Below are 25,731 nucleotides of genomic sequence, written 5' to 3' on the forward strand. Positions count from 1 at the left end.
TGCCTCCTTTATAGGTGTTGTTTCAAAAAGTCAGTCGTGACATCCCCTTCTTTAAATGCCTTTGTTGCCGCAGCCTGTATGAGAAGCGGAAGATTTGTTTTGATTCCCTCTACACGATAGTCGCGAAGCGCTGTCTCTAGTTTTTCAATTGCTTCTGTTCTGGTTTGGCCTTTGACAATCATCTTAGCGATCATCGGGTCATAAAAAGGGGTAACGGTGCTGTCTTTTGCTACCGCACATTCGTGTCTGACTCCTTTTTGGTCAGGAAGTGAAAACGCAGTGATCGTACCTGGTGACGGGAAGAAGGTCTTGGGATCTTCCGCGTATATTCGAACCTCTATCGCATGCCCGTTCCGTTGGATGTCTTTTTGGGAGAATGTGAGTGTATGGCCCGCAGCAATTCGCAGCTGCTGCTCAACTAAGTCCAGGCCTGTTATTTCTTCAGTCACGGGGTGTTCAACTTGCAGTCTCGTATTCATTTCGAGGAAATAAAAATTTTGCTTCTGGTCAACTATAAATTCGATGGTGCCTGCGTTCGTATAGCCGATTGCCTTCGCTGCTTTTACCGCTGTTTGCCCGATCTTCATTCTTAGTTCATCGTCTACAAATGGAGACGGTGCTTCTTCAATGACTTTTTGGTGGCGCCTCTGAACAGAGCAATCACGTTCAAACAGATGTACTGTATGGCCGTGTTGATCGGCCAAAAGCTGAACCTCGATGTGACGCGCATGTTCAATAACTTTTTCTATATACATCGACCCGTCACCGAAAAAATCTGCTGCGCGCTTTTTGTTTCCCTCGTACGCTTTTTTTAATGCTTCTTCATTTTCAACACGCTGCATTCCGATGCCCCCTCCGCCCGCTGAAGCTTTCAGCATGACAGGATAGCCGATTTGACTTGCGGTGCGGCAGGCTGCCTCTATATCTCCGAGGGATTCAGAAACGCCCGGCACCACAGGGACACCTGCAGCCTCCATTGCTTTTCGCGCTTCAATTTTGCTGCCCATCTTTGCGATGATATCAGGGGAAGGTCCGATAAACACGATGTTTTCTTGCTTGCAGCGTTCAGCGAATCGGCTGTTTTCTGATAACAATCCATATCCAGGGTGGATCGCGTCGGCATTTGCTTTTTTCGCCGTCTTTATGATTCTCTCTATATTTAAATAACTTTCACTGACTCTCGATTCCCCGATCAAATAAGCCTCTGTAGCGGCTTTTGTATGGAGCGCGTCCTTGTCTGCTTCTGAATAAACCGCGACCGTTTTAATGCCGAGACGGCTGCATGTTCGGATAATTCTCATTGCAATTTCTCCGCGGTTGGCGATCAGTACTTTTGTAAACATGATTTCACCTCATTGACTTGATGATAGGTTGAACATTTCAATCGTTTTTTCTCGCAGTTTATATTTTTGAATTTTGCCTGAGGCCGTCATCGGATAGTCATCCGTAAAAATAACATAACGCGGAATTTTGTGGCGGGCGATTTTCCCTTTGCAATAGGCTTTAAGCTCATCAGGTGAAACGCTTTTACCGTCTTTCAGTTTAATCCAGGCTGCAGCTTCCTCCCCGAATTTGGCGTCAGGCACACCAACGACCTGTACATCTAAAACAGCGGGATGCCGGTATAAAAATTCTTCAATTTCCCGCGGATAAATGTTCTCGCCGCCTCTGATGAGCATATCTTTTAATCTTCCGGTAATGCGGCAGTACCCGTCTTCATCCATGACAGCAAGATCTCCGGTAAACAGCCATTCGTCGTGATTGATTGCTTTTCTGGTCGCTTCTTTGTCTTTATAATAGCCTTTCATGACGTGATAGCCGCGGGTGCACAGTTCTCCCTGCATGCCTCTTTGAACTTCTTGACATGTCCCGGGTTCTACAATTTTCACTTCAGTATGTGGCAGGGCGCGGCCGGTTGTTTCGACTCTTCTTATGAAGGAATCATTTGCTCTCGTTTGCGTAATGACTGGCGAGGCTTCGGTTTGTCCATAGGCGATCGTAATGTCTTTCATGCCCATCCTTTCAATCACAGCTTTCATCACTTCACTTGGACAAGGAGAGCCGGCCATGATTCCTGTTCGGAGCGTCGATAGATCATATGCATCAAAATCCGGATGATGCAGCTCGGCGATAAACATGGTAGGCACACCATGGAGCGCCGTGCATTTCTCTTTTTCTACCGTTTTAAGGACGGTAACGGGATCAAATTCTTGCACGGGTATCATGGCTGCCCCGACGGATACACATGCTAAAACCCCAAGTACGCATCCAAAGCAGTGAAAAAACGGAACCGGGATGCACATGCGGTCTTGAGAGGTTAAAACCATACATTCAGCGATATTAGCAGCGTTATTGATGACATTGAAATGGGTCAGCATCACGCCTTTTGGAAACCCTGTCGTTCCTGATGTGTATTGCATATTAATCACATCGTCTTTATCCAGGCTGTTCATTCTCTCTTCAAGCTCAGCATCTGTCACTGTTTTCGCCAATATCTCTGTATCGTCCCAATGATACATGCCAGGCAACCGTTTATTGCCAATATAGATCAGCGTTTTTAAAAAGGGATAGCGTTCAGATTTCAGTTGGCCGGGCATTGCTTCTTGCAGTTCTGGTATTAAACTGTTCACGATGTCTGGATAAGAAGTGCCTCTGTATGAATCCATGATGATAAGTGCCGCGGCATCCGATTGCTTTAACAAGTAATCAAGCTCGTGTGCTTGATAATTGGTATTGACGGTTACGAGCACGGCTCCGATCTTTGCAGTTGCGAACTGGACGGCAAGCCATTCAGGGATATTAGAAGCCCATATGGCGACGTGATCTCCTTTTCCAATCCCCATCCGCATGAGACCTTTAGCGGTTTGACGGCACAGACTGTCAAATTGAGCGTACGTATAGCGGATATTTCGGTCTGGATACACAACAGCATCTCGATCGGGATACGCATCAGCTGTTTGTTCCAGCAGCCTGCCGATTGTGGAATGGATGAGTTCAGCCATTGCTTGTTCCTCCTTTCTTAATGATGGGAAAGCGTTTACATTTTTATTTTAATAGCTGTCTGGCGATCACGAGACGCTGAATTTCAGATGTGCCTTCACCGATTTCCATTAATTTTGCGTCCCGCAGCATCCGTTCCACCCCATACTCTTTCATATAGCCTGAACCTCCATGGATTTGAATGGCTTGATTGCAAGCTCTTGTCGCCATTTCAGATGCGAATAGCTTGGCGTACGCCGCTTCTTTGGTGAACGGGCGGTTATGGTCTTTCAGCCAGGCGGCTTTTAACACCATTTGCCGTGCCAGATCAATTTCCATCGCCATGTCAGCAAGCTTAAATTGAATCGCTTGAAAGGAAGAAATCGGCTGTCCAAACTGCTTTCGTTCTTTCGCATATGCCAATGATGCGTCAAGGGCCGCTTGAGCAATGCCGACTGCAAGAGCAGCGATGGAGATTCGACCACCGTCCAGCGTATATAGAAACTGTTTAAACCCTTTTGTTGGATCGCCGAGTAAGTTGGCCGCAGGCACTCTTACATCCTCAAGCAAAATTTCCGCTGTATTCGAACCGCGGACGCCCATTTTATCGTACGGGCTCGTAATCGTAAGTCCTGGTGTGTCAGTTGGCACGATTAATGCGGAGATGATGTTTTTTCCATCTTTGTTTTTGCCTGTTACTGCAGTCACAATAACTGTGCGTGCGTAGCTTGCATTAGTGATCCAGCACTTTTCGCCGTTGATTACATACTCGTCACCATTTGAAATCGCTTTTGTTTGAGTGCCTCCTGCATCTGAGCCTGCATTTGGCTCCGTCAGGCCGAATGATCCGAGTGCTGTGCCTGAAGCCAGCGGCGTCAAATGCGTCCGTTTTTGCTCTTCTGTTCCGAAGTAGTATAGAGGGCTTGCGCCTAGCGAGACCGCTGCAGCATAGCTTAATCCAGTACTGCCGCAGGCTTTGCCGACTTCTTCAACCGCTAAGGCATATGAAATCGTATCACCGCCAGATCCGCCGTATTCTTCTGGAAATGGAATACCCATCAGACCGAGTTCACCCATTTTTTTAAATGTTTGCATCGGGAACTCGCCTGTTTGATCTACATGTTCAGCGTGAGGAGCAATTTCTTTTTTCGCAAAATCTTTTACCATTTCACGCACCATTTGTTGTTCTTTTGTCAGCTCAAAATTCACATCGTTTCCTCCTTCACATCTTTGTAACATCCTATTAGGCGAGTTCTATAATCATTCCCTGACAAGAAAAGTCTGAAAATTAAAACTGGATCATTTTTTATGTGATAATTTCAGCGGAATGAGCAAATACATGCAGTAGGCGCATACCATCCATATCGCAAACGCAATAACTTGGCCCTTTGATAAAGCCGGGACGATGAGGGGATGATTCCAAAGGGAAATCGTATCCATCAATAAACCGACCGCTGATCCCCATATACCTAGCTTGATCACCGCGAACTGTGATTGATCGAGTTTTTGATAGAGAAAGAACACAAGGCATAAAACAAGAGCGGTGCCCGCTCCCAAGAGAAGAAAGTTCGGCAAAAAGGCTTCTTCAGCCGGATCAGTCAACACAGCATCTCCGAACAGCACAAAAAATAATGTGGCACCTAACCAGACGAGAAATGAAAACGTAAAACACGTCCTGTACGTGTTTCTCTTCGATTTTATTTAGTACTAGTTTCTCAGATTCCAATACTGGAAAAAGTCCAAAAACCGCCTCCATATTCATGTGAATCTCTCCTTTGTTTTTTAAAAAATTCAGCGGTTTACCATCGTTTCCTGTCTCCAAAATCACTTTTAAAAAAAAGACGACTTAGAAAGCCGTCCTTCTCATTTCTTATTTTGTTGTTCGTTTGGAAGCCTTGCTTTCGTTATGAAGCCGGTCTGCTGAAGTGACATAATACGTATATTTCTTGTTAGGATCTGCCGTGTTATCTAAGAAGGTTTGCTGCTCATGTGTTTTTCTTTGCGTTGCCAGCAATGTTCTCTGCTTTTTCCCTTCGGCTCTGTATATCGCATAATAGGCTGTTTCTTTCGTTTTTTGATTTGATGGGTGATCTTTAATCTGCAGAAGATTGCCGTTTTTGTCTTCGGTGACTTTCGTAAGCTTCGGTTTTTTTGGGGCGGTATTGTCAAGCCAAGGCATTTGCGGAACCAGTGCCGGCTTGCTGTAAAGATCGGCGATGAGCCTGTCTTTGATGCCAAGCGGATTTTTGTTGAGATCCTTGAGACTGAAATGCATGCTTCCTTTCACCAGTTCAAGCTGGCGGTTCAAAGTGATTTGCCGCACATATTCCTCAGGGTCGGACCAAGGCGGATCAAAATTGTTATTGATTTTATATGCTGCCTGGCCAATATATAAGTGAACAGGCCTATTTTTGACTTCATTGCTCCACCAATCAGCCAGCACGTCGTAAGCCGCTGCGTTAAAGCCGATACTCCAATAAATTTGCGGAGCAATATAATCGATGTCGCCTTCTTGGATCCAATGTCTTGTGTCTGCATATAGATCGTCATAATTTCTGACGCCTGCTTTTGTATTCGATCCGGTCGGGTCATCTGCTGCGTTTCTCCATACTCCAAAGGGACTGATGCCGAATTTGACATACGGTTTTGCAGCTTTAATTGTTTGGTTGATTTGTTTGACAAGCTGGTTCACATTGTCCCGCCGCCAGTCATCGATATTAGAAAAAGCGTTTTTTCCGTATTGTTCATACTGTGCTTGATCAGGAAATTCCTGTCCTGCTATTTTATAAGGGTAAAAATAATCATCCATATGAACAGCATCGATATCATAATGTTTTACGACTTCTTCAATGCCTTTGACGATAAAATCTCTCGCTTCTGGAATGCCTGGATGATAATACAGCTGGTTTCCATAGGCGGCAACCCAATCTGGATGTTTTCTTGCCGGGTGATCCTCAGACAATTTATTAAGATCTGTATGATTCATTGTAATACGGTAAGGATTAAACCACGCGTGAAATTCCAAATTTCGTTTATGGGTTTCTTCAATCATAAATGCAAGAGGATCATAGCCCGGGTCCTTCCCTTGGACACCGGTTAAGTATTCCGACCAAGGCCCGTAAGCTGACGGATAAAAGGCATCAGCCGTCGGTTTTATCTGAACGATAACGGCATTCATTCCCATTTTTTGCACATCGTCCAGCAGTTTGATATACTCCTGTTTTTGCTCTTTCACAGATAACCCTTTTTTGGACGGCCAATCAATATTTAATACGGAAGCAATCCATACGGCTCTCAGCTCCCTGTCAGACTGCGCATTGGCCATAAACGGAACGGAAATGACAAACGTTCCGATGATCAAGCTGACAAGGAAACGGACAATCGACTTTTGGCAAACCTTCATTCTGTTTCTTCTCCCCCATTACATCACTTTCACTATTCGCTATTACGGTATTCCCGGGCTATAAAAGGGTGATTAACAGAATGTCTATCTCACTAAATAAACGAAAAAAGTCCTAAAGCATGTTGTGAACCGCTTTTAGGACTTTTTATCATTCATCATGGTTTGCAGACTTTTTAACACGTCAATAAGTTTTACGCCGACACCGACAGCCGTTTCAAGGATCGCTTGTGCTCCGGCAATGGCTAAAATAAAGATCAGCGGTATTGCAATACGAGGCAAAAAAAGATAGCCAAGTCCGATCAAGATGGCACACCAAACACCGGCACACCAGTAGCAATTGAGCATGTATCCAAAGTTAGAAGCCGGCACGCTTTTTTCATCTACATGCCCGTTTTGATCAACAATCCTTTTCTTTTTCATAAAAGGTTTTCGGATAAATTCTGTGATTTTGTCAAATACAATCAAATGTGTCAGCCTGTAACTGGCTAGAATCAGCATGATAAACGTAAGAAAAGATAAATGCTCCATGACAAGCCTCCAAGAAAAAGGATGATGTTATCATTCCCTAGTGTCATCGATCCATTCTTTGATACAAAAAGAAGCGGACAAAGAATGCTTTTGTCCGCGAATCCGCTCTATTGTTTGTGCGGGATTGCTTTATTTGAAGTGATCTTTTCTAAAATGTCGAGGATGATGTCAGCATTCTTTTCAGCATATGTTCCTTCCAGCATGTCTTTATGAGCGCCAAAACCCGTGTACTCACTATAGTTTCCACAGGCGCCTTCCCATTTCGTTAAGCCTGTATTCTCGCTGGTTTCGGGGTGGATTCCAGCTTCGATGAAATGAATGCTTGCTTTGATGTGGCCTTCATTCAGCAATTGTGCCCAATATTCCTGATAGTTTCTTTTTTTCTTCATCACCTTTTCTCTGACTGCTTCAGGCAGATATGCTGCAGATTCGTCATTCCCGGTATCGATAGGCAAAGACTGTTCCTTTAGATAAGCGTCCACGATAATGAAGTCGCTGACTTCCAATCCTTTGCGCTCCAAAGCCTTTGCCACTTCAAAAGCCAGGTTTCCGCCTGCAGAGTAGCCTAATAAAACGTATGGGCCCTCAGGCTGTATGTCCGTCATGCAATTAACATATTGTTCAATGCGGGTGTCTTGTTCAATAAAGTGAAACCCGTATACGGCTGCCTTCTCATTCAGTAATAAAGCAAGGTCTTTAAAATAAATGCCAAATCCTGATATCGGCGGGAAGCAGAAAAGATTTTGCGCGCCGTGCTGGTTCAGTTTGATCACATGCTGTTCATCTGCCGCTCTCAGCTGTTTAGAATAAAGTTTTTCGGCAAGCTGAGCGATTGTCGGATGTTCGAACAAGAAATCAATCGGTATGTCAATGTTCTGCTGATGTTTTAGTGTATGTATGACTTGCAGTGCTTTTAGTGAATGTCCGCCAATAGCAAAGAAGTCATCATCAATACTGATTGTGTTAACACCGAGGACTTGCTTCCAAATGTTCGCTAATTCTTCTTCAACCAAGTTTCTTGGCAATATGATGTCCTGTCGTTTGGCAGGCTTATTTTCTGGAATAGGCAGCGCGCTGCGGTCTATTTTTCCGTTTCCGGTAAGCGGCATCCGTTCCACACGCACCCAGTGCTGCGGGATCATATAGTCTGGAAGCACACGCGCCAAATCGGCGCGAAAATCCGTATCTGTTTTTTTGTGATCACCGACGTAATGAGTGTACAGCTGCGCCTCTCCATCTTTTTCTCTCAATGTCACTGCTGCTTCTTGAACGCCTTCCATTTCTAACAGGCGCGCTTCTATTTCGGCAGGCTCAATTCGTTTTCCGCGAATTTTCATTTGCCTGTCAATTCTGCTGATGTATTCTAAGTTTCCATCAGGCAGCCAGCGCGCCAAATCACCGGTACGGTATATTCTTTCTCCAGGCAAGAAAGGATGAGGAGAAAAAACAGCATTTGTCAGGTCATCTCTGTTCAAATAGCCTTTAGCGACACCATCACTGCCAACACAAAGCTCGCCGGGAACGCCTATTGGCAAAAGACGTCCTTTTGTATCTAAGATGTAAGCGGTGCTATTGCTGATTGGTTTTCCAATCGGAATCGGCCCCGCATAGTCTCTCTTCATTTCAAAAAAGGTTGAAAAAGTCGTGTTTTCCGTAGGCCCGTAAATATTATGAAGCGCGAGATCTGGACAGGCGTGCCTGACAGCATTCATCAGAGCAGGAGAGAGTGCTTCTCCTCCGACATATAACATATGGAGTCCGCGAAACATGTCAGCTCGTACCTGTGCCAGCTGATTAAAAAGAGCTGTCGTTAAAAATAGCACTGTAATGTCATTTTCAAGCAAATACGCTCCAAACCGATCAGGTGCCAGCATTGTCGATTTATCAATGATATGAAGGCTTGCGCCATTTAAAAGTGCCCCGAACATTTCAAAGGTGACGGCGTCAAAGCTGATAGATCCAGTCATAATAAACCGGTCATCACCGGACGCAGACGTGTAATTGCTGTTGCTGACAAGGGACACGACATTGCGATTCGTGATCATGACCCCTTTCGGCCGGCCTGTTGATCCTGAGGTATACATGATGTACGCAAGATCATCCGGGCTGGAGCTGATATTAATAGGGATATCGTTCTCTTCCATCAATCCCTGCGCATCTGAAATGATACATGTTCCTGAGAACGTAGCGTTTTGCTCCAATCCCTTTTGAACAATCAGCATTTTTGCTTGCGTTTCCTCAAGCATAAAGCTGACTCGTTCAGGCGGAAGCTCCGCATCAAGCGGGAGGTATGCTCCCCCTGCTTTTAATACGGCAAGCACACTGATCATGAATTCGGGAGAATGTGCAGCCAATATTCCGGCTGTCTCGTTTTGCCGAAATCCCTTTTGAATTAACTCTCTGGCGAGCGCATTAGAGCGTTTATCAAGCTCTTTATACGAAATAGACATATTGCCATACACAAGTGCGGTATGGTCTGGCGTTTTTTCTGCTTGTTCGCGAAATAAATCGATAATTGTATGATTCTTTGGATACTCCGTTTTTGTATTGTTGAACTGTGTGACAATCTGCTCTTTTTCTGTTGCATCAAGAAAAGAAAAATCAGCAATTGGCATATGAGGGTGCTGTGCCGCTGTGCTAAGCGCTTGCGTAAATTGCCTCTTGATACAGCTGATCCAGGCAGCATCGTAAACAAACGCATTATAGCTGAACTTGACGACAAGCTCTTCGCCGGGAGCAACGACAAGATTAAAGTTATATCCTGATTGCTCGGATACTTGAACTTGATCGATTTGCAGCGGTGAATCGGTTTGATCAGCGAAATCGGCGATTTTCTGCTGTAACGGATAGTTTTCAAAGACGATAATGTGATCAATCAGTTCCTGTTTTAATGCGGTGTTTGCCTGAATATCAAATAAAGGCTGGCAGGTAAACGGCTCAGCTTCCAGCATTTCTTTCTGGCATCGTATGAGCAGTTCTTGAAACGTTTCGTCTTGATGTGTTTTAATTCGAATCGGTATGGTATTGATAAACAATCCTATCATTTGCTCCACGCCCGGGATTTCTGACGGTCTTCCTGATACAACTGCGCCAAACACAACGTCGTCTGTGCGGTTATATTGCTGCAGCATCACACCCCAGACCGTCTGAATAAGGGTAGCGAGCGTGACGCCGTGTTGTTTGGCAGTCTCTTTCAGCTTGTCTGTCAGTGGTTTATTTAATGAAAATATCAAATCTTCACGGTGATAACCTTCTTTTGTTTCTTTATCAGACACACGAGGCAGAGGTGATGGAGTGCTGTAGTTTTTTAAATAGGTATCCCAGTAGGCCGCTGCTTTTTCTTTGTCTCGGTTTGTCAGCCAGGAAATATAGGTGCTGTACGGACGGACAGGGTCTAATGAAAGCGGCTTTCCTGCATGAATCGATTGATAAATTTGCATAAATTCCTGCATAACAATACCTAGGCACCATCCGTCCATTAAAATATGATGGTGACTCCAGATACAGACATGCTCATCTTTAGCTGTTTTGAATAGAGAAATCCGCATCAGCATGTCTTTTTGCAGATCAAAGCCTTTTTGCTTGTCCTTCTCTTTAAAGCGTTCAATATACTCATTCTGGTCGTTTGTTGACAGATGAGAAATGTCTTCGCTGTTCAAATGGAATTCACGTTCTGTCATCACGACTTGCCGAGGTCCCGACAAATGCGGGACGTGCGGCAAAAACACGGTTCTGAAAATATCATGGCGGTCGATAATGGCTTGAATGCTGCGCTGAAACCATTCATAGCTGAGGCTTCCTTTAATGGTGAAGAGCGACTGCTCAACGTATGCCCCCTCCTCTTTACGGAGGAAGGAATGAAACAGCATCCCCTCCTGCATGTGACTCAGAGGATAAATGTTCTTGATTTTTTTAATGTTATCCATAGTGTCTGCACCTTTCTTCACGGATTCATTAGTGAAAACTGAGCATATCAGCGATCTCTTGCAGCGCGTCCTCGGTCAGTTCTTGATCATCATAATCGCTGATCGTCTTTTCTGTTTCTCTTTTGTTCTGGCAGTGTTCGATCAGCTGTAATAAAAATTGACGGCATGTTTCGCTAAGCTGTTCGATGGTTTTGCGCTGAAAGCGGGCATTGTCATAAGTCATATTGACAGTCAATTTTCCTTCTGCAGCGATTGCGCTGATATCCAGCGACTGTTCACGGTTCCATGTTGTGCTGATATCACCTCCGGCACCCAGCGGAGAGAATGAGAAGGCGTCCTCCTCAGGTACTTCAGCTGTGCGGCCGCTTTCAAATTGACCAAGATAATTAAAGCTGATTTCTGGTGCACCTGTGAAATTGATGTCTTTTTTGCCGAGCGGAGTCAAATATTTGATGACACCGTAGCCGAATCCTTTGTCAGGTACACGTCTCAATGTATCTTTTGTTGTTTTTAGCACATGAACCATGCTTTCTTCCGAATCTGGCAAGTCTGCGTTCAGTTTAATCAATAACGGATAAATGGCGGTAAACCATCCAATCGTCCGGCTCACATCTATTCCTTTTAATACATCCTCTCGCCCGTGGCCCTCTAATGATAGTTTGAAGGCGGATTGATTGGTCCAATGGCGCAGCGCAAGAATGACAGAAGCGAGCAGCATGTCCTGCGTATCAGTGTTATATGCGCTGTTGGCGTCTTTTAAGAGTACTGCTGTCTCTTTATCGTTTAAGGTAAACGAAATTGTGGACCGTTGTCCCTCGTGTGCTCTAGTTCCATCGATTTGATCAAAAGGCAATGCCTCTGTTTGATACTCTTCGGCTTCGCGCCAATACTTGAGCTGTTTCATTAGCTGCTGGCTTTCAGCGTAGTCAGAGAGCTTTTTCGCATACGCTTTAAACGAGCTTGTTTTAGGCGGCAGTTTGATATCCTCCCCGCCAGCAGCTTGGCGATACCCTAAAGCCAAATCTTCAAGCAGAACCCGCCATGAGATGCCGTCAACGACGAGGTGATGAGCCGATAAAAATAAGAAATCACCGTCAATTGTGTGGAAAAGACCGGCTTGCAGCAGCGGACCATTCTTCAAATCCATTTTCTGCTGAATATCAAGTACATGGCGTTTGATAATAGGCTCATACGCTCTATTTCCATCAGTGCATAAATCAATCATCTGAAGGCCGTACAACGCGTCGTCCGAATGACTGAGCGGCCGATTATATTGATCCCACTTTCCTTGTTCATTCTGTGTAAACACCATTCGCAGCGCATCATGATGACACGTTATTGCTTTTAACGTTTTTCGCAGTGCGTCTTCTTGTACAGAGGTGCTTCGATGCAGCATTACGGACTGATTAAAATGGTGTTTTTCTCTTATATCTTGAGAAAGAAACCATTTTTGAACAGGCGACCATTGTACGTCTCCCTCAACCGCAGCTTGGCTGGAACTTGTATCTGAATCACGGATATAAGCTGCCAATTCTTGAATGGTCGGATGGCTAAACAAATCTTTCACTGCCATTTGCTTGCCTATCCGGTGAAGCCGCGCAGATACCTGTAACGCTTTGATCGAATCTCCTCCAAGTTCAAAGAACGAATCAGCTGTTCCGATTTTTTCTGCACCCAGTACATCCTTCCATATATCCGCCAGTATTTGTTCCATTTTGCTGGCTGGCGGGAGGAATGGACGTTCACCTTCGCGATTGTGTACAGGTCTTGGAAGTGCTCCGCGATCCAGCTTGCCGTTTGGTGACAATGGAAGTGAGTCCAGTTTTTCAATAAACGCAGGGTGCATAAACACCGGCAGCTTGTTTTGTAATTCTGAGCGTACAGCATTTGTGCTCAACTCTGGTTTTGTCACCACATAAGCACTTAATTCGGTTTGTCCTGACGCTGTTACATGAGCAACTACTGCGGCGTCTTTTACACCATTTATACACCGGATGACCGATTCAATTTCTTTCGTTTCTACACGGTATCCTCTGATTTTGACTTGATCATCGATTCTTCCGAGATATTCGAGTGTACCGTCGGCCATCCATCTGGCGGCGTCTCCTGTTCGGTACATTCGTGCTTCGGGTTTAAATGGATTCTGCGTGAATGCTCTCTCTGTCAGTTCTGGAAGATTAACGTACCCTCTTGCAAGCCCTGTTCCTGCTATACAAAGCTCTCCCGCAACACCGATTGGCTGAAGCTGATGATTGCTATTTAAAATCAGCACTTGAGTCCCGTCTATCGGCTGGCCGATGCTTACGTATGCCTGCTTTTCCATATGTCTCATGACGGTAGTCGCCACGCTGTTTTCTGTCGGTCCATATTCGTTGGCGAGTTCGGTATGCGGACATATAGCTAAGCTGCGGTCGATCAATTCGCGGTCAGCCGCTTCTCCCGCCAGTGTGACGACTCTAAGTGTCTTTACATCTTTCGGCTGCACTATGTCCAAAAGCGCTCGATATAAAACAGGCACAATAATCATATGTGTAATCCGTTGACGAGACAGCTGATGCTTAATGGCCAGAATATCCTTCGCTTCCTCTTCATGAAGCAAAACGGCTTTTGCACCTGACAAAAGCGGTGTAAACATACTAGTTATAAAGCCGTCAAATGAGAAAGAAAAGAGCTGCAGAATGGTATCTGTCTCGTTGAATGCATAAGCGTTTCTCCGCCACTGAAGAGTGTTGGCAATACCTTTATGCTCGACCATTACCCCTTTTGGACGGCCCGTCGTTCCAGAAGTATAAATGATATAAGCCAAATGATGGGCAGACGACATTTGCGGCAGCGGCGATTTGTCGTCTTCCTCTACGCTTTCTATCGTCAAGATCTCTCCTTCAAAGTCAGCAATTACTCCCCGATCCGCTTCATTTATTGTCATCAGCAGTTTCGTTCCGCTGTCGCTGAGGATATAGCGTTTCCGTTCTGTCGGGTATTCAGGATCAATGGGAACGTAACAGCCTCCGGCTTTCCACACGCCAAGTATGGATGCTATCATACTGAACGAACGATGCATCATGATGCCTACTGGTGTGTCCGGCTTAACACCTCGGCTGCGCAATGCACGTGCGATTCCATTGGACCACTCGTCCAACTCTTGATACGTCAGTGTTTTGTCTCCGCTGACAAGTGCAGAAGCTTTTGGTGTTCGTGCAGCTTGCTGCTCAAACAATTGACTGATTGTTTGAACTCCGTATTGATTCGCTTGCCCGGTGTTAAACTCATTAAGCAGCTGGTGCCGCTCTTCTTGGGTCAGGATGTCGATCTGGTTAAGTGTCACCTCCGGGTTTTTACCGATGATGCTAAGTACATTTGTTAAATGCGATGCCCAGCGTTCAATGGTGGTTTTCTCGAACAATGCGGTTGAATATTCAAAAAGGAAATGAATATTTTCGTCGCCCTCAGATGCCTGTAGTGTCAAATCGAATTTAGAAACGAGATGAGAAACTTGTGCCGGCTTCATTTGCAAATCATGAAGATCCAATGGCTCGTAATCATTATTTTGAACAACTAACATCGCATCAAACACTGGATTTCGGCTCATATCCCGTGTCAATTCAAGCTTATCGACAAGCTCTTCGAACGGGTAATCCTGATGCTCAAAGGCTTCCAATGCTGTCTCACGCACTTCCTGCAAATACTGTACAAACGGCTTCCCGCCCTCCGGGCGTGTCCGAAGCGCCAGCGTGTTCACAAACATGCCGAGTATCGGCTCAAGATCCTTGTGCGGACGGCCGGCAATTGGCGAGCCGACGATGATATCTTCCTGTCCGCTTAAGCGTGACAAGAACGCGGTGTAAGCTGCAAGGAGCACCATGTACAGTGTGCTTCCGTTTTCTCGTGCCAGCTTGTAAAGGCCTGATGTAACCTCTTGATCCAGCGTAAATGAGACCTTGTCACCCGCGAAGCTTCGCACAGGCGGGCGGGCATGATCAGCCGGAAGATCCAGCACAGGCAGCTCGCCCTCGAGCTGCTTCAGCCAGTACGCCCCCTGCGTTTTGTACGCGTCTCCTGTTTTGAATCCTTCTTGCCATACGGCATAATCTTTATATTGAATGCGCAGTTCCGGAAGCTTCCGATTATTGTACAGCTCGCCGAATTCCCGAATCAGAATGTTGACGGAAACACCGTCTGAAATGATGTGATGCATATCAACCAGCAACAGGTGCCGCTCATCTGATACCTTTACGATTTGGGCACGGAACAGCGGCGCTTGGCTGAGATCAAACGGTTTGATAAATGCGGCTGCGGCCTCCTGTTCGGTTCGTGCGCCGAGAACTGTAGTCTGTAACGTAAACGGCGCCTCGTCATGGATGCGCTGCACCGGATCGCCTCCTGCGTCCTGTTCGAAGGAGGTCCGAAGCGACTCGTGGCGCTTGATCAGCTCTTTGAAAGCTCTGTCCATCCTTTCAGGGTTGAGCTTCCCTTCGAGCTCTAACACAGCCGGCATATTGTAGCCTGTCCCTCCGTCCTCCAGCTGCTGAAGGACATAAATCCGCTTTTGGGCAGAGGAAACCGGATAGGTTTCCTGTTTTTCAGCGGGCTTAATCGCTTCATATGGACTGTCCGTTCCTTCACGGATAACGGTAGCCAGCCCTTCTACTGTCGGATGGGCAAACACCTCTTTTAGCGGCACCTGTACATCGAATTCTTTTGAGATCCGTGAGACAAGCGCCGTTGCTTTTAAGGAATGTCCCCCGCGGTCAAAAAAGTTGTCGTGAATCCCGACAGGGCCATTTTTCAGCACGTCCTCCCACAGCTGAGAAAGCTTCATCTCAGTCACGTTTCTCGGCGCTGTGTAGGTCTCCGCATCTGCCGCTCCGTCAGGAGCTGGCAGGGCGTTTCGGTCGAGCTTTCCGCTTGGCGTAACCGGCCACTGTTCCATCTCTATCATATAGGCTGGGACCATGTAGCCCGGCAACAGTCTCTCAAGCTGTGCCCGCACTTCGTTTCTTTGGAGCCCTTCTACATAAGCGCATAATTCCGGCTCGCCGCTGTCTGTCCGTACGGTAACGGCCGCCTCCCTTACGCCTTCTATGCTTCTTAGTGCCGCTTCAATCTCTCCCGGCTCAATCCGGTAGCCGCGGATTTTCACCTGATCATCCGTACGCCCGAGGAATTCAACATTCCCGTCAGGGAGCCAGCGCGCCACGTCTCCTGTTTTGTACATGCGTTCACCCGGGTAAAACGGGTCGTCAAGAAAACGCTCCTCCGTTAATGCCGGCCGATTCAAATAACCTCTGGCAACACCCGCTCCGGCAATGTATAGTTCGCCGATACATCCAACAGGCAGCATCCGCTGATTCTGATTCAGGATATATAATCTGACATGATGAACAGGTTTTCCAATTGGAATCCGTTCAAGTTTTTCATGTGGCGGACAATCAAAGAATGCAGCTTCTACGGTTGCTTCCGTTGGCCCATAGGAATTGGTTATTGAAACATTTGGAAGCAACTCGTAAAATCGGGAGACAAGATGGGTCCCCAGCTGTTCTCCCCCAGAAAACACTCGCTTGAGTCTGTTTGTCTTAATCGGTACAGAGCGATATTTTATATGTTCTAAAAATGCATGGAGCATTGAAGGCACAAAATGCATAGCTGTGATCTTTTGTTCTTCTATGGCCTTCACGATCACTTCAGGTTCTTTTTCGCCTCCCTGAGGAAGCAGATAAACAGAAGCTCCGGCATAAGGCCACCAAAACAGCTCCCATATTGAAGCATCGAATGAATAGGATGTTTTGTGCATAATCATGTCTGAATGCTTTAGCTGATAGCGGGACTGTAGGGAATTCAAAAAATTCACCGCTGATCGATGTTCAATTTCAACACCCTTAGGCATCCCGGTAGAGCCGGATGTATAGATGACATAGGCTAAAGATTGCGGGAGAACGTTCACATTCGGATTGGACAAACGATGTGCCAGTCCGCTATTTGTCTGATTGAGATAGACAATCTCTCCTGTAAATGCCGGAATATGAAGGCTGGCAGACTGAAGCAGGAGAATGTTTGTACCGCTGTCCTCCAGCAGAAAGCTGATTCGTTCTTCCGGATAATCCGGGTCGATGGGCAGATAAGCGCCGCCAGCTTTAAGAATGCCATAAATGCCAAGCAGCATTTCAGGTGAACGCTTTCCTATAATGGCAACAGTCGTTTCGGGTTTTACCCCCCGTCCAATTAGCTCCCAGGCGATACGGTTAGCCTGTTCGTTCAATTCTTTATAGGTCATCACTCCATCTTCGAAGATAACGGCCGCCTGATCAGGCGTTTTTGCTGCCTGCTGTTCGAGTGCATAGTGGAGCGTTTGATTCATTGAATAGCCCGTCTCCTCATACGGATGGCATGATTCAATGAAATCTCTCTCTTCTTCTTTTGTTAAGATTGGAATATCGTCCAATTCTGTTTCAGGGCTGGCAGCTGTATGTTCCACAAGCGTGGTGAAAAGGCTGGCCCACCTTTGGATGGTTTCTTTCTCAAACAAAGCTGTACTGTATTCAAACTGACAGAAAAGCTCGGAATCATGCTCTGTAACGTATAGGGAAATATCAAATTTTGATATTGGGTGCTCCAAGTCGTTCCACTGAAGCTGTACATCATTCATTTTTAGCTTTTGCTGTTCCATATTCTGAAGGACTAGCGTTGTGTCAAACAAAGGATTCCGGCTCATTTCCCGCTGCACACCGAGTTTGTCCACAAGCTCTTCAAACGGGTAATCCTGATGCTCATACGCTTCTAGTGCCGTCTGTCTGACTTCTTTTAGAAATTCCTCAAATGTCTTATTACCCGCCGGGCGTGTGCGGAGAGCCAATGTATTGACGAACATCCCAAGAACAGCTTCAAGGTCGGCATGGGGCCGCCCGGCGATAGGTGAACCAATCACGATATCATCCTGACCGCTTAACCGAGACAAAAAGGCTGAATACAAAGCGAGAAGCGTCATATAAAGCGTGCTTCTGTTTTTATGGGCGAGCCGCTTTATGCGGGCCGTGATCTCTTTGTCCAATTGAAAGGTTACTTTTCCGCCTATGAATTGCCGTTCTGCCGGACGTTGTTTATCTGTCGGAAGCTCCAGTATAGGAAGGTCCCCGCTAAACTGCTGCTGCCAGTAAGTCTCCTGCTTTTGGTACGAGTCTCCCTTTTTAAATTTCTGCTGCCATACGGCGTAATCTTTATACTGGATCCGCAATGGCTTAAGCTGCCGGTTTGCATAAAGATCGGTAAATTCTCGGATTAGGTGCTGAACGGATACACCATCTGAAATGATATGGTGCATATCTACCAGCAATACATGCTTCTCGTTTGACACTTCTATAAGGCCTGCTCTAAATAATGGCGCCTGGCTGAGATCAAAGGGACGGACAAATCCCTCGATAGTGGTCTCTTTACTTAACGTAAACGGCACTTCGGTGTGGATACGCTGAACCGGCTCGTCATCAGCTCCGGATACAAAGGAAGTTCGAAGCGGCTCATGCCGATTGATCAGTTCTTTACATACAGCAGACAGTTTGGCGACATCCAGTGCACCTTCCAGTTCTAAGACCGCAGGCATGTTATAGGCGACACCCTCATCAAGCTGTTGAAGCACATACATTCGTTTTTGGGCCGAAGATACAGGATATGTACCCCTTTCTTCTGCTGGTTCAATTGCTGCATACGGATTTTGTTCTGCCTCTCGAATGATTGAAGCTAATCCTTCAACAGTCGGATGAGCAAAGATGTCCTTAAGCGAAACTTGCACATGGAATTCCTTTGCGATCCGTGACATAAGCACTGTTGCTTTTAACGAGTGGCCGCCATGGTCAAAAAAGTTGTCTTGGATGCCTATATGGCCATTATTCAGTACATCTTCAAATAGTTGTGAAAGCTTTGCCTCTAACAGATTTCGAGGGGCAGTATATGGGTTTCCGCTGATTGAAGCATCTGGCCCCGGAAGTGCTGCGCGATCTACTTTTCCATTTGGGGTAAGAGGTATGCTGTCAACCCATATCCATTTCGCCGGTATCATGTATTCTGGGAGCTCACTAGCCATATAACTGCGTAAATCTATTGCGTTCAGCTTTTGTACACTGCAATAGTAAGCGCATAATTCATGTTCACCGTTTTGATCTTGCCAGATGAGAATGGCAGCCTCACTAATGTCCGGGTGATTCATTAACGTGACTTCGATTTCTTGCGGCTCAATTCGATAACCTCTGATTTTCACTTGATTGTCTGCCCGTCCGATATATTCGATGTTGCCGTCTTCAAGCCGTCTGGCCAAATCACCTGTCCGGTACATGATCACACCAGGCTTGAATGGATCGGATGAAAATTTGTCGCTTGTCAGTTTATCGTGATTGACATATCCTCTGGCAACACTTGCGCCGGAAATATAGAGTTCGCCTGGTACGCCGCATGGCTGAAGCTGTTTTTGATGATTCAAAATATATAGATCAGTACAGCCTATCGGTTTACCGATTGGCGGAAGCTCAGGAATAGGGTCTCCAGGATGAATGGTATACGTAGATACCACATGAGTTTCTGAAGGTCCGTAATGATTGTGCAGGTGTATGCCGCGTTCACGCAACACATCTTGGAAAAGGTCTGAAATCATTAATTGTTCCCCGGCTGCGATCAGGTGTTTGACGCCATCAGGAAACGAGTTCGCAAGTTCTCGCTCGCTGAAAATCATTTTGATAAAAGCAGTTGGGAGAAACACAATATTCGTCTGATGCTTGTTTATAAATGCAAACAGCTGAGGCACATCTCTTTTTATGGCTTCTGGCACGATGTGGAGTGTGCCGCCTTTCAGAAGCGCAGAAAATATTTCTTGATAGCAGACGTCGAAGGAAGGTGTAGCAAATTGCAGAACATCTGCTTCAAAGTCAATGCCGGAGTGAGTATATTCGAACTTCAGCAAGTTAGCCATGTTTCGATGCTCAAATTGAACACCCTTTGGTTTACCTGTTGTGCCTGATGTATAAATCATATACAGCAGATCGTCAGCATTGTTGACTGACTTTATGTTACTGCCGTCTACTTTGCTTTCGATATCTTCTGGATGAGTGATAATGTAATTGTCTTCTAACGATGAGGAAAGATGCGCTTGTGAAACAACATGCGAACAGCCGCAATCATGCAGAATATAACGGATTCTGTCAGCCGGGTAATGCGGATCAACCGGAACAATGGCGCCGCCTGCTTTCAAGATTCCAAGAACGCCGGTGATAAACGCTGCAGAGCGTTCCATCATAATCGCAACGGGTTCCTGTCTCACAACGCCTTTCATTCGTAAATGCCGTGCCAATCTGTTAGCCGCTTTATTCAGTTCTTTGTATGTTAATGAGCAGGCTTGATCAATTACAGCATGAGCATCTGGTGTCTTTTCCGCTTGCTTTTCAAACATGGCATGGATGGTTTCGTAAACTGGTGTTCGATCTGTGATTTCTCCAATCAGCTGCCGCTTTTCAGTATCTGTCGTGATATCGATTTCTTCAGGTGGAAGATTCGGATTATTTAAGATTTGTGATACAGCATTCAGAAGATGCTCTTTGACAGAAAGCACAAAAGACCGATCGTGCCGCTCCGCATCATAGTTCATTTTGATATGAATTTCTTCCCCTGGCGCCACCATAAGATAAAAGCTGTAGTTGGTTTCATCTGCGACAGTGAAATTATGAATCTGAAAAAGATCAGAAGCATGTTCCTGTTTGTTCAGCATTTGAATCTCTTGCTGCACCGGATAGTTTTCAAATACGAGAATATGATCAATCAGCCCTTGCTTAACAGCTGAGCGGGATTGAATCTCATATAAAGGGTGGTAGCTGTACGCTTCAGCGGCAAGACGGTCTTTTTGCATATCTTTTATAAGTTGAAGAAAAGGCGTTTTTGCCCCCTGTACCCGAACCGGCATCGTATTAATGAAAAGACCTACCATATGTTCAATGCCTTCGATTTCTGCGGGTCTTCCTGAAATGACAGAACCGAATACGGCGTCATCGTTATTATTATATTTTTGTAGCAGAATGCCCCAAATGGTATGAAAAATCGTACTGAGTGTCACTTCTTCTCTAGCAGCAAGCTCTGAAAGCCTGCTGCTTTCTTCCTTAGAGAATGAAAATGTAACGTGTTCCTGCCTGCTTTTTCCCTTTGTTTTTTTCTGCTTCGGGAGCACGGTTTGCTGTTCGTGGCCGGAAAGATAATGGTCCCAATAAGAAACTGCCTGCTCTTTGTCTTGCTCCATCAGCCATTTGATATACTTTCCGTATGGCTGGACCGGCTCCAATGTTATTGGGGATGCATTTACATAAGATGCGTAAATATGCAGAAACTCCTTTAGCACAATGCTGAGGCACCAACCGTCCATCATGATATGATGAAAGGTCCAAATGCAAGAGTACTGGCTCTCTCCTGTTTGAATCACAGCGATGCGCATGAGCACATCCTTTTGCAAATGAAACCCCTGGTCCCGGTCCTTTTCTTTCCATTGCTCGATAAACTGTGATTGCTCCGCCTCGTTTAAATGAGTAATGTCTTCTTCCAGTACGATGACATTTCGTTCTCTCAGAACAACCTGCTGAGGGGAGGAAACATTTTGGCTGATAAAAATCGTTCTGAAAATATCATGTCTTTCTACAAGAGCGTTGATGCTGTTTTGAAAAAACTGCGGGTTGACTTTTCCTTCTATTGTAAAAGAAGCTTGCTCAACATACGCCTGTGAATCTTTTTGCAGGAGGGAATGGAAAAGCATCCCTTCCTGCATGTAAGACAGCGGATAAATATCCTGAATTGAATTCGCTTTTGTCATGTTCATGTCTCCCTGTCACGATTTTCTACAATTCTTCCACCAAGCTGGATATGCTGTCCAAGTCCTCAGCCGTTAATGATTGACTGCTGAAATCGCTCAGTGTCTTTTCTGCTTTCTGTTGACCGGCGCAGTGTTTCATAATGTCCAGCAAAAAGTGTTCAATCCTGTTAATAAGCTGCTCCATTGTGTTTCTGTGAAAGCGGGCTGGCGGATAACTAAGATTGAAATGGAGCTTTTTGTCTGCTGCCATTGCGCTCATCTCGATGATTTGCTCGCGCTTCCATGTATGAGTGATATCCTTTCCGCTACCAAGGCTTGATGGGCGGAAGGTGTCCTGTCTTTCGATGTCGTTGAACTGGCCCAAATAGTTAAAGCTGATTTCAGGTGTTTTTGAAAACGTAATGCTTTTATTTTCAGGGTGTGTAAGGTATTTCAGCATACCGTAACCTACCCCTTTGTTTGGTATCCGGCCCAGTGTATCTTTAACGGTTTTTACTGCGGTTCCGAGCTCATCCCTATGATTTTCAAAGCTTATGAGGGCCGGATACATGGATGTAAACCAGCCGACCGTCCTGCTGATATCTAACTCTGGCAGAATGTGTTCTCTCCCGTGTCCTTCCATAGCGATACGGAGCATACTTCCTCCTGTCCATTCACAAATCGCCAAGGATGCTGCGGTTAACAGAATATCTTGTGTATCTGTGCCATAGGCGTTATTGACGTTTTGCAGCAAGACGGCGGTGTCTGCTTCAGTCAGTGAAAAGCTTAATGAATCCCTTTTGCTGGAGTCGATGTTCAGATGATGCGGTATTTCATATGGCAGTTCTGCGGCTTGCTGTTCTTCTACTGTTCGCCAATACGCCTCTTCGCGAATCAGCTTACTGCTTTGGGCATATTCCTGTATGCGTCTTGCGTATTCCTGGTAGGAATCCGTTTTAGGCGGAAGCTGGATCGTCTGGCCTGCAACAGCTTGTTGATATCCGGCTGACAAATCCTCCAGCAAAATCCGCCATGAGACACCATCAACGACAAGATGATGGATCGCAAGGAACAAGTAATCTCCGGTCAGTGTTTTAAACAAAGCGGCGTGCAACAATGGCCCTTCCTGCAAATTGATGCTTTGCTGAAGATCTGCAACTTCTTGTTTGATTTGCGTCTCCCAGCCGCTTTCTGACTGTGAAAGATCAGAGGTTCTTAAGCTGTATAGCTGTGACTCATGAATGCCTTGGTTGATTTGAATCCATCGCCTGCCATCGTTGCGATAAACCATCCGAAGCGCATCATGATGCTCCGCCAGTTTTTTCAAGGCTGGTCTAAGGGCGTTTTCAGACAAACGTCCAGAATGGAATAGCATGACAGACTGATTGAAATGGTGTCTTTCTTCAATATCTTGTGAAAAAAACCATTGCTGAACAGGCGTCCAAGGAACGTCTCCCTGAACGGGTCCTTGCTCTATGATTCTCTCTGACTTACGGATAAATGGTGATAAGTCCTTTATCTTTGGATGACGGAATAAATCACTTACCTGCAAGCTTAGCCCATAGCGCCCAAGGCGTGCAGAAACTTGAAGCGCTTTGATTGAATCTCCGCCCAATTCAAAAAACGAATCCTCTATTCCGATCCTCTGGATGCCGAGAACCTCCTGCCAGATCAACACAAGTTGGTCTTCAAGGTCATTTCGAGGCGGAGCGTACGTTTGTTTAGATGTGAAATTTGGTTCAGGAAGTGCTTTTCGGTTCAATTTGCCGTTTGATGTGAGCGGAAGAGTCTCCATTTCAATAATGTACGCCGGGATCATATAGTTTGGCAGCGAACGCGCGAGAAGTGAACGCACTTGTTCAGCATTCGTGCCTGCTTTTACGCTGATATAGCCAAACAGCTCTTTGCTCCCGGTCTGGGCTGTACGTGCTAACACTGCGGCTTCTTTGACCCCGTCTATTTGACGAAGTGCTGATTCGATCTCACCCAGCTCCACCCGATAGCCTCTGACTTTTACTTGATCATCAATACGGCCAACGTACTCAATTGTGCCATCAGGAAGCCAGCGTGCCAGATCACCTGTGCGATACAGTCGATCGCCAGGTGCAAATGGATGTGGGACAAATTTCTCTTTCGTTAAATCAGGACGGCCCAAATATCCTCTGGCGACGCCATCTCCGCCGACACAAAGTTCACCGACAGCTCCGACCGGCTGCAGCACTCCCCATTGATTTAAGATATAAGCGGTGGAATTACCAACCGGCCGCCCGATCGGAATGGAAAGTTCATATGTTTTTTGAATGTGAAGGCATGTCGAAAAAGTTGTATTTTCGGTAGGGCCATATCCATTCCATATAGATACTTCAGGGCAGACATTTCTGATTCGATTGACGTGGCTCGGCGACAAAGCTTCTCCGCCAATAATCAAATGTTTCAGCTGTGAAAATGTTTGTTCATTTTGCTCTGTCAAATGATTGAATAGAGAAGATGTCAGCCAAATCGTTGTGATTCCTTGATGTTCTATGTACCTCTTAAGCTGATGGGAATCGAGAAATGTTTGTTGATCGGACAGATGCAAAGCGGCACCATTTAGCAGCGGTCCAAAAATTTCAAATGACCCAACGTCGAAACCGATTGATGATGTCATCAGAAGGCGGTCTTCAGGTGTAAATGTAATATAATTGCTGTTTTTAACAAGACGAATTACACTTCGCTGCTCAATCATGACACCCTTTGGTTTACCGGTTGATCCAGAGGTATAAATGATATATGCGAGTGAATGTGGCCCTGCTGAAGAATCAACGTTCTTCGTTTTTCCTTGCTTTTGAATATCTTCGATTATGATTTGTTCGCATTCAATGTCTAATAGTTGTTTTTCTGTTTTTTCAGATTGAAGGAGTAATGCCGCCCCGCTGTCTGACAGCATATAAGCTATTCGTTCAACAGGCAGATCAGAAGCAATAGGCAGATAGGCTCCCCCGGCTTTCAGAATGCCCAGCATTCCTGCAATGAGTTCTGGTGTTCTGCCTGTCAACAAGGCTACAACACTATCAGGCCCTACGCCCTTAATCTGTAGAACTGAGGCAATTTGATTTGCCCAGCTGTTCAGGTCCTCGTAAGTAAATACTTGGGTGTCGCTGACAATTGCTACAGCATTAGGCGTTTGTTCAGCCTGCATTTCAAAGAGTCTGCTGATGGTTTCATTTCTTGGATAATCTATTTTTGTACGATTGAGCTCGTGGATAAGGTAATGGGTCTCATCCTCATTCAGGATATTTATTGTTCCGAGAGCGGCTTTGTTGTCTTTGATGATGGAGAGTAACATATTGATGAAGTATTGAAGCCACTTTTCTATCGTTTTTTTCTTATATAAGTCAGTACTAAACTCCATTTGGAACGTCAGCAAACCGTGGGGCTGTTCCTGGGCATATAGGGTTAAATCAAATTTGGACGTTTGATGCCCATTGTTTGCTGCAGGTTTGAGACAAAGTTCATCCAGCTCCAACGATTCCTGATCCATGTTTTGAAGAACAAACATTACGTCAAACAGCGGATTTCTGCTCATATCCCGTGTCAATTCAAGCTTATCAACAAGCTCTTCGAACGGGTAATCTTGGTGCTCAAAGGCTTCCAATGCTGTCTCACGCACTTCCTGCAAATACTGTACAAACGGCTTCCCGCCCTCCGGGCGCGTCCGAAGCGCCAGCGTGTTCACAAACATGCCGAGTATCGGCTCAAGATCCTTGTGCGGCCGGCCGGCAATTGGCGAGCCGACGATGATATCTTCCTGTCCGCTTAAGCGTGACAAGAACGCGGTGTAAGCCGCAAGGAGCACCATGTACAGTGTGCTTCCGTTTTCTCGTGCCAGCTTGTGAAGGTCTGATGTAACCTCTTGATCCAGCGTAAATGAGACCTTGTCACCCGTGAAGCTTCGCACAGGCGGGCGGGCATGATCAGCCGGAAGATCCAGCACAGGCAGCTCGCCCTCGAGCTGCTTCAGCCAGTACGCCCCCTGCGTTTTGTACGCATCTCCTGTTTTAAATCCTTCTTGCCATACGGCATAGTCTTTATATTGAATGCGCAGTCCC

9 protein-coding genes and 1 pseudogene are annotated in these 25,731 nt (G+C 45.8%); all 10 read right to left on the reverse strand.

Features of this window, described 5'->3' with window-relative positions:
• Positions 1 to 8: 8 nt before the first annotated feature.
• Positions 9 to 1,343: an acetyl-CoA carboxylase biotin carboxylase subunit gene (locus tag AC07VD_RS10450; protein ID WP_024573041.1), complete on the reverse strand. Its 1,335-nt coding sequence runs from the start codon at positions 1,341 to 1,343 to the stop codon at positions 9 to 11.
• A 9-nt stretch (positions 1,344 to 1,352) separates the two neighbouring features.
• Entirely contained in the window at positions 1,353 to 3,002 is a 1,650-nt protein-coding gene (locus tag AC07VD_RS10455) for an AMP-binding protein (protein WP_494721736.1), read from the reverse strand.
• A 43-nt stretch (positions 3,003 to 3,045) separates the two neighbouring features.
• Positions 3,046 to 4,188 (reverse strand): acyl-CoA dehydrogenase, encoded by a 1,143-nt coding sequence (locus tag AC07VD_RS10460; protein ID WP_024572330.1) that lies wholly within the window; start codon positions 4,186 to 4,188, stop codon positions 3,046 to 3,048.
• Between the two features lie 90 nt (positions 4,189 to 4,278).
• Complete coding sequence (locus AC07VD_RS10465; RefSeq protein WP_213379429.1) at positions 4,279 to 4,584, reverse strand: DUF5367 family protein; 306 nt, start codon at positions 4,582 to 4,584, stop codon at positions 4,279 to 4,281.
• Positions 4,574 to 4,741, reverse strand: coding sequence for a hypothetical protein (locus tag AC07VD_RS10470; protein ID WP_032680566.1), 168 nt, complete (start codon positions 4,739 to 4,741; stop codon positions 4,574 to 4,576). The genes AC07VD_RS10465 and AC07VD_RS10470 overlap by 11 nt, the downstream gene beginning before the upstream one ends.
• A 108-nt stretch (positions 4,742 to 4,849) precedes the next feature.
• A complete protein-coding gene (locus AC07VD_RS10475; RefSeq protein WP_024572328.1) occupies positions 4,850 to 6,382 on the reverse strand; it encodes a glycoside hydrolase family 10-like protein in 1,533 nt (510 codons plus the stop codon).
• Between the two features lie 135 nt (positions 6,383 to 6,517).
• Positions 6,518 to 6,910 carry a DUF1360 domain-containing protein gene (locus tag AC07VD_RS10480; protein WP_015251983.1) on the reverse strand — a complete coding sequence of 131 codons (393 nt, stop codon included), beginning with the start codon at positions 6,908 to 6,910 and terminating at the stop codon, positions 6,518 to 6,520.
• Between the two features lie 107 nt (positions 6,911 to 7,017).
• Complete coding sequence (ppsE, locus tag AC07VD_RS10485) at positions 7,018 to 10,857, reverse strand: plipastatin non-ribosomal peptide synthetase PpsE (RefSeq protein WP_494721737.1); 3,840 nt, start codon at positions 10,855 to 10,857, stop codon at positions 7,018 to 7,020.
• Positions 10,858 to 10,864: 7 nt separating this feature from the next.
• Positions 10,865 to 21,664 (reverse strand): plipastatin non-ribosomal peptide synthetase PpsD, encoded by a 10,800-nt coding sequence (gene ppsD, locus AC07VD_RS10490; protein ID WP_494724394.1) that lies wholly within the window; start codon positions 21,662 to 21,664, stop codon positions 10,865 to 10,867.
• A 25-nt stretch (positions 21,665 to 21,689) separates the two neighbouring features.
• Positions 21,690 to 25,731 (reverse strand): annotated as a pseudogene (gene ppsC, locus AC07VD_RS10495) (plipastatin non-ribosomal peptide synthetase PpsC); the annotation flags it as partial.

The sequence above is a fragment of the Bacillus sp. GW821-FHT01G09 genome (assembly GCF_059422205.1).

Coding starts and splice junctions, on each gene's coding strand:
- AC07VD_RS10450 (WP_024573041.1), bottom strand. CDS start 1,343: ATGTTTACAAAAGTACTGATCGCCAACCGCGGAGAAATTGCAATGAGA.
- AC07VD_RS10455 (WP_494721736.1), bottom strand. CDS start 3,002: ATGGCTGAACTCATCCATTCCACAATCGGCAGGCTGCTGGAACAAACA.
- AC07VD_RS10470 (WP_032680566.1), bottom strand. CDS start 4,741: ATGAATATGGAGGCGGTTTTTGGACTTTTTCCAGTATTGGAATCTGAG.
- AC07VD_RS10475 (WP_024572328.1), bottom strand. CDS start 6,382: ATGAAGGTTTGCCAAAAGTCGATTGTCCGTTTCCTTGTCAGCTTGATC.
- AC07VD_RS10480 (WP_015251983.1), bottom strand. CDS start 6,910: ATGGAGCATTTATCTTTTCTTACGTTTATCATGCTGATTCTAGCCAGT.
- ppsD (WP_494724394.1), bottom strand. CDS start 21,664: ATGACAAAAGCGAATTCAATTCAGGATATTTATCCGCTGTCTTACATG.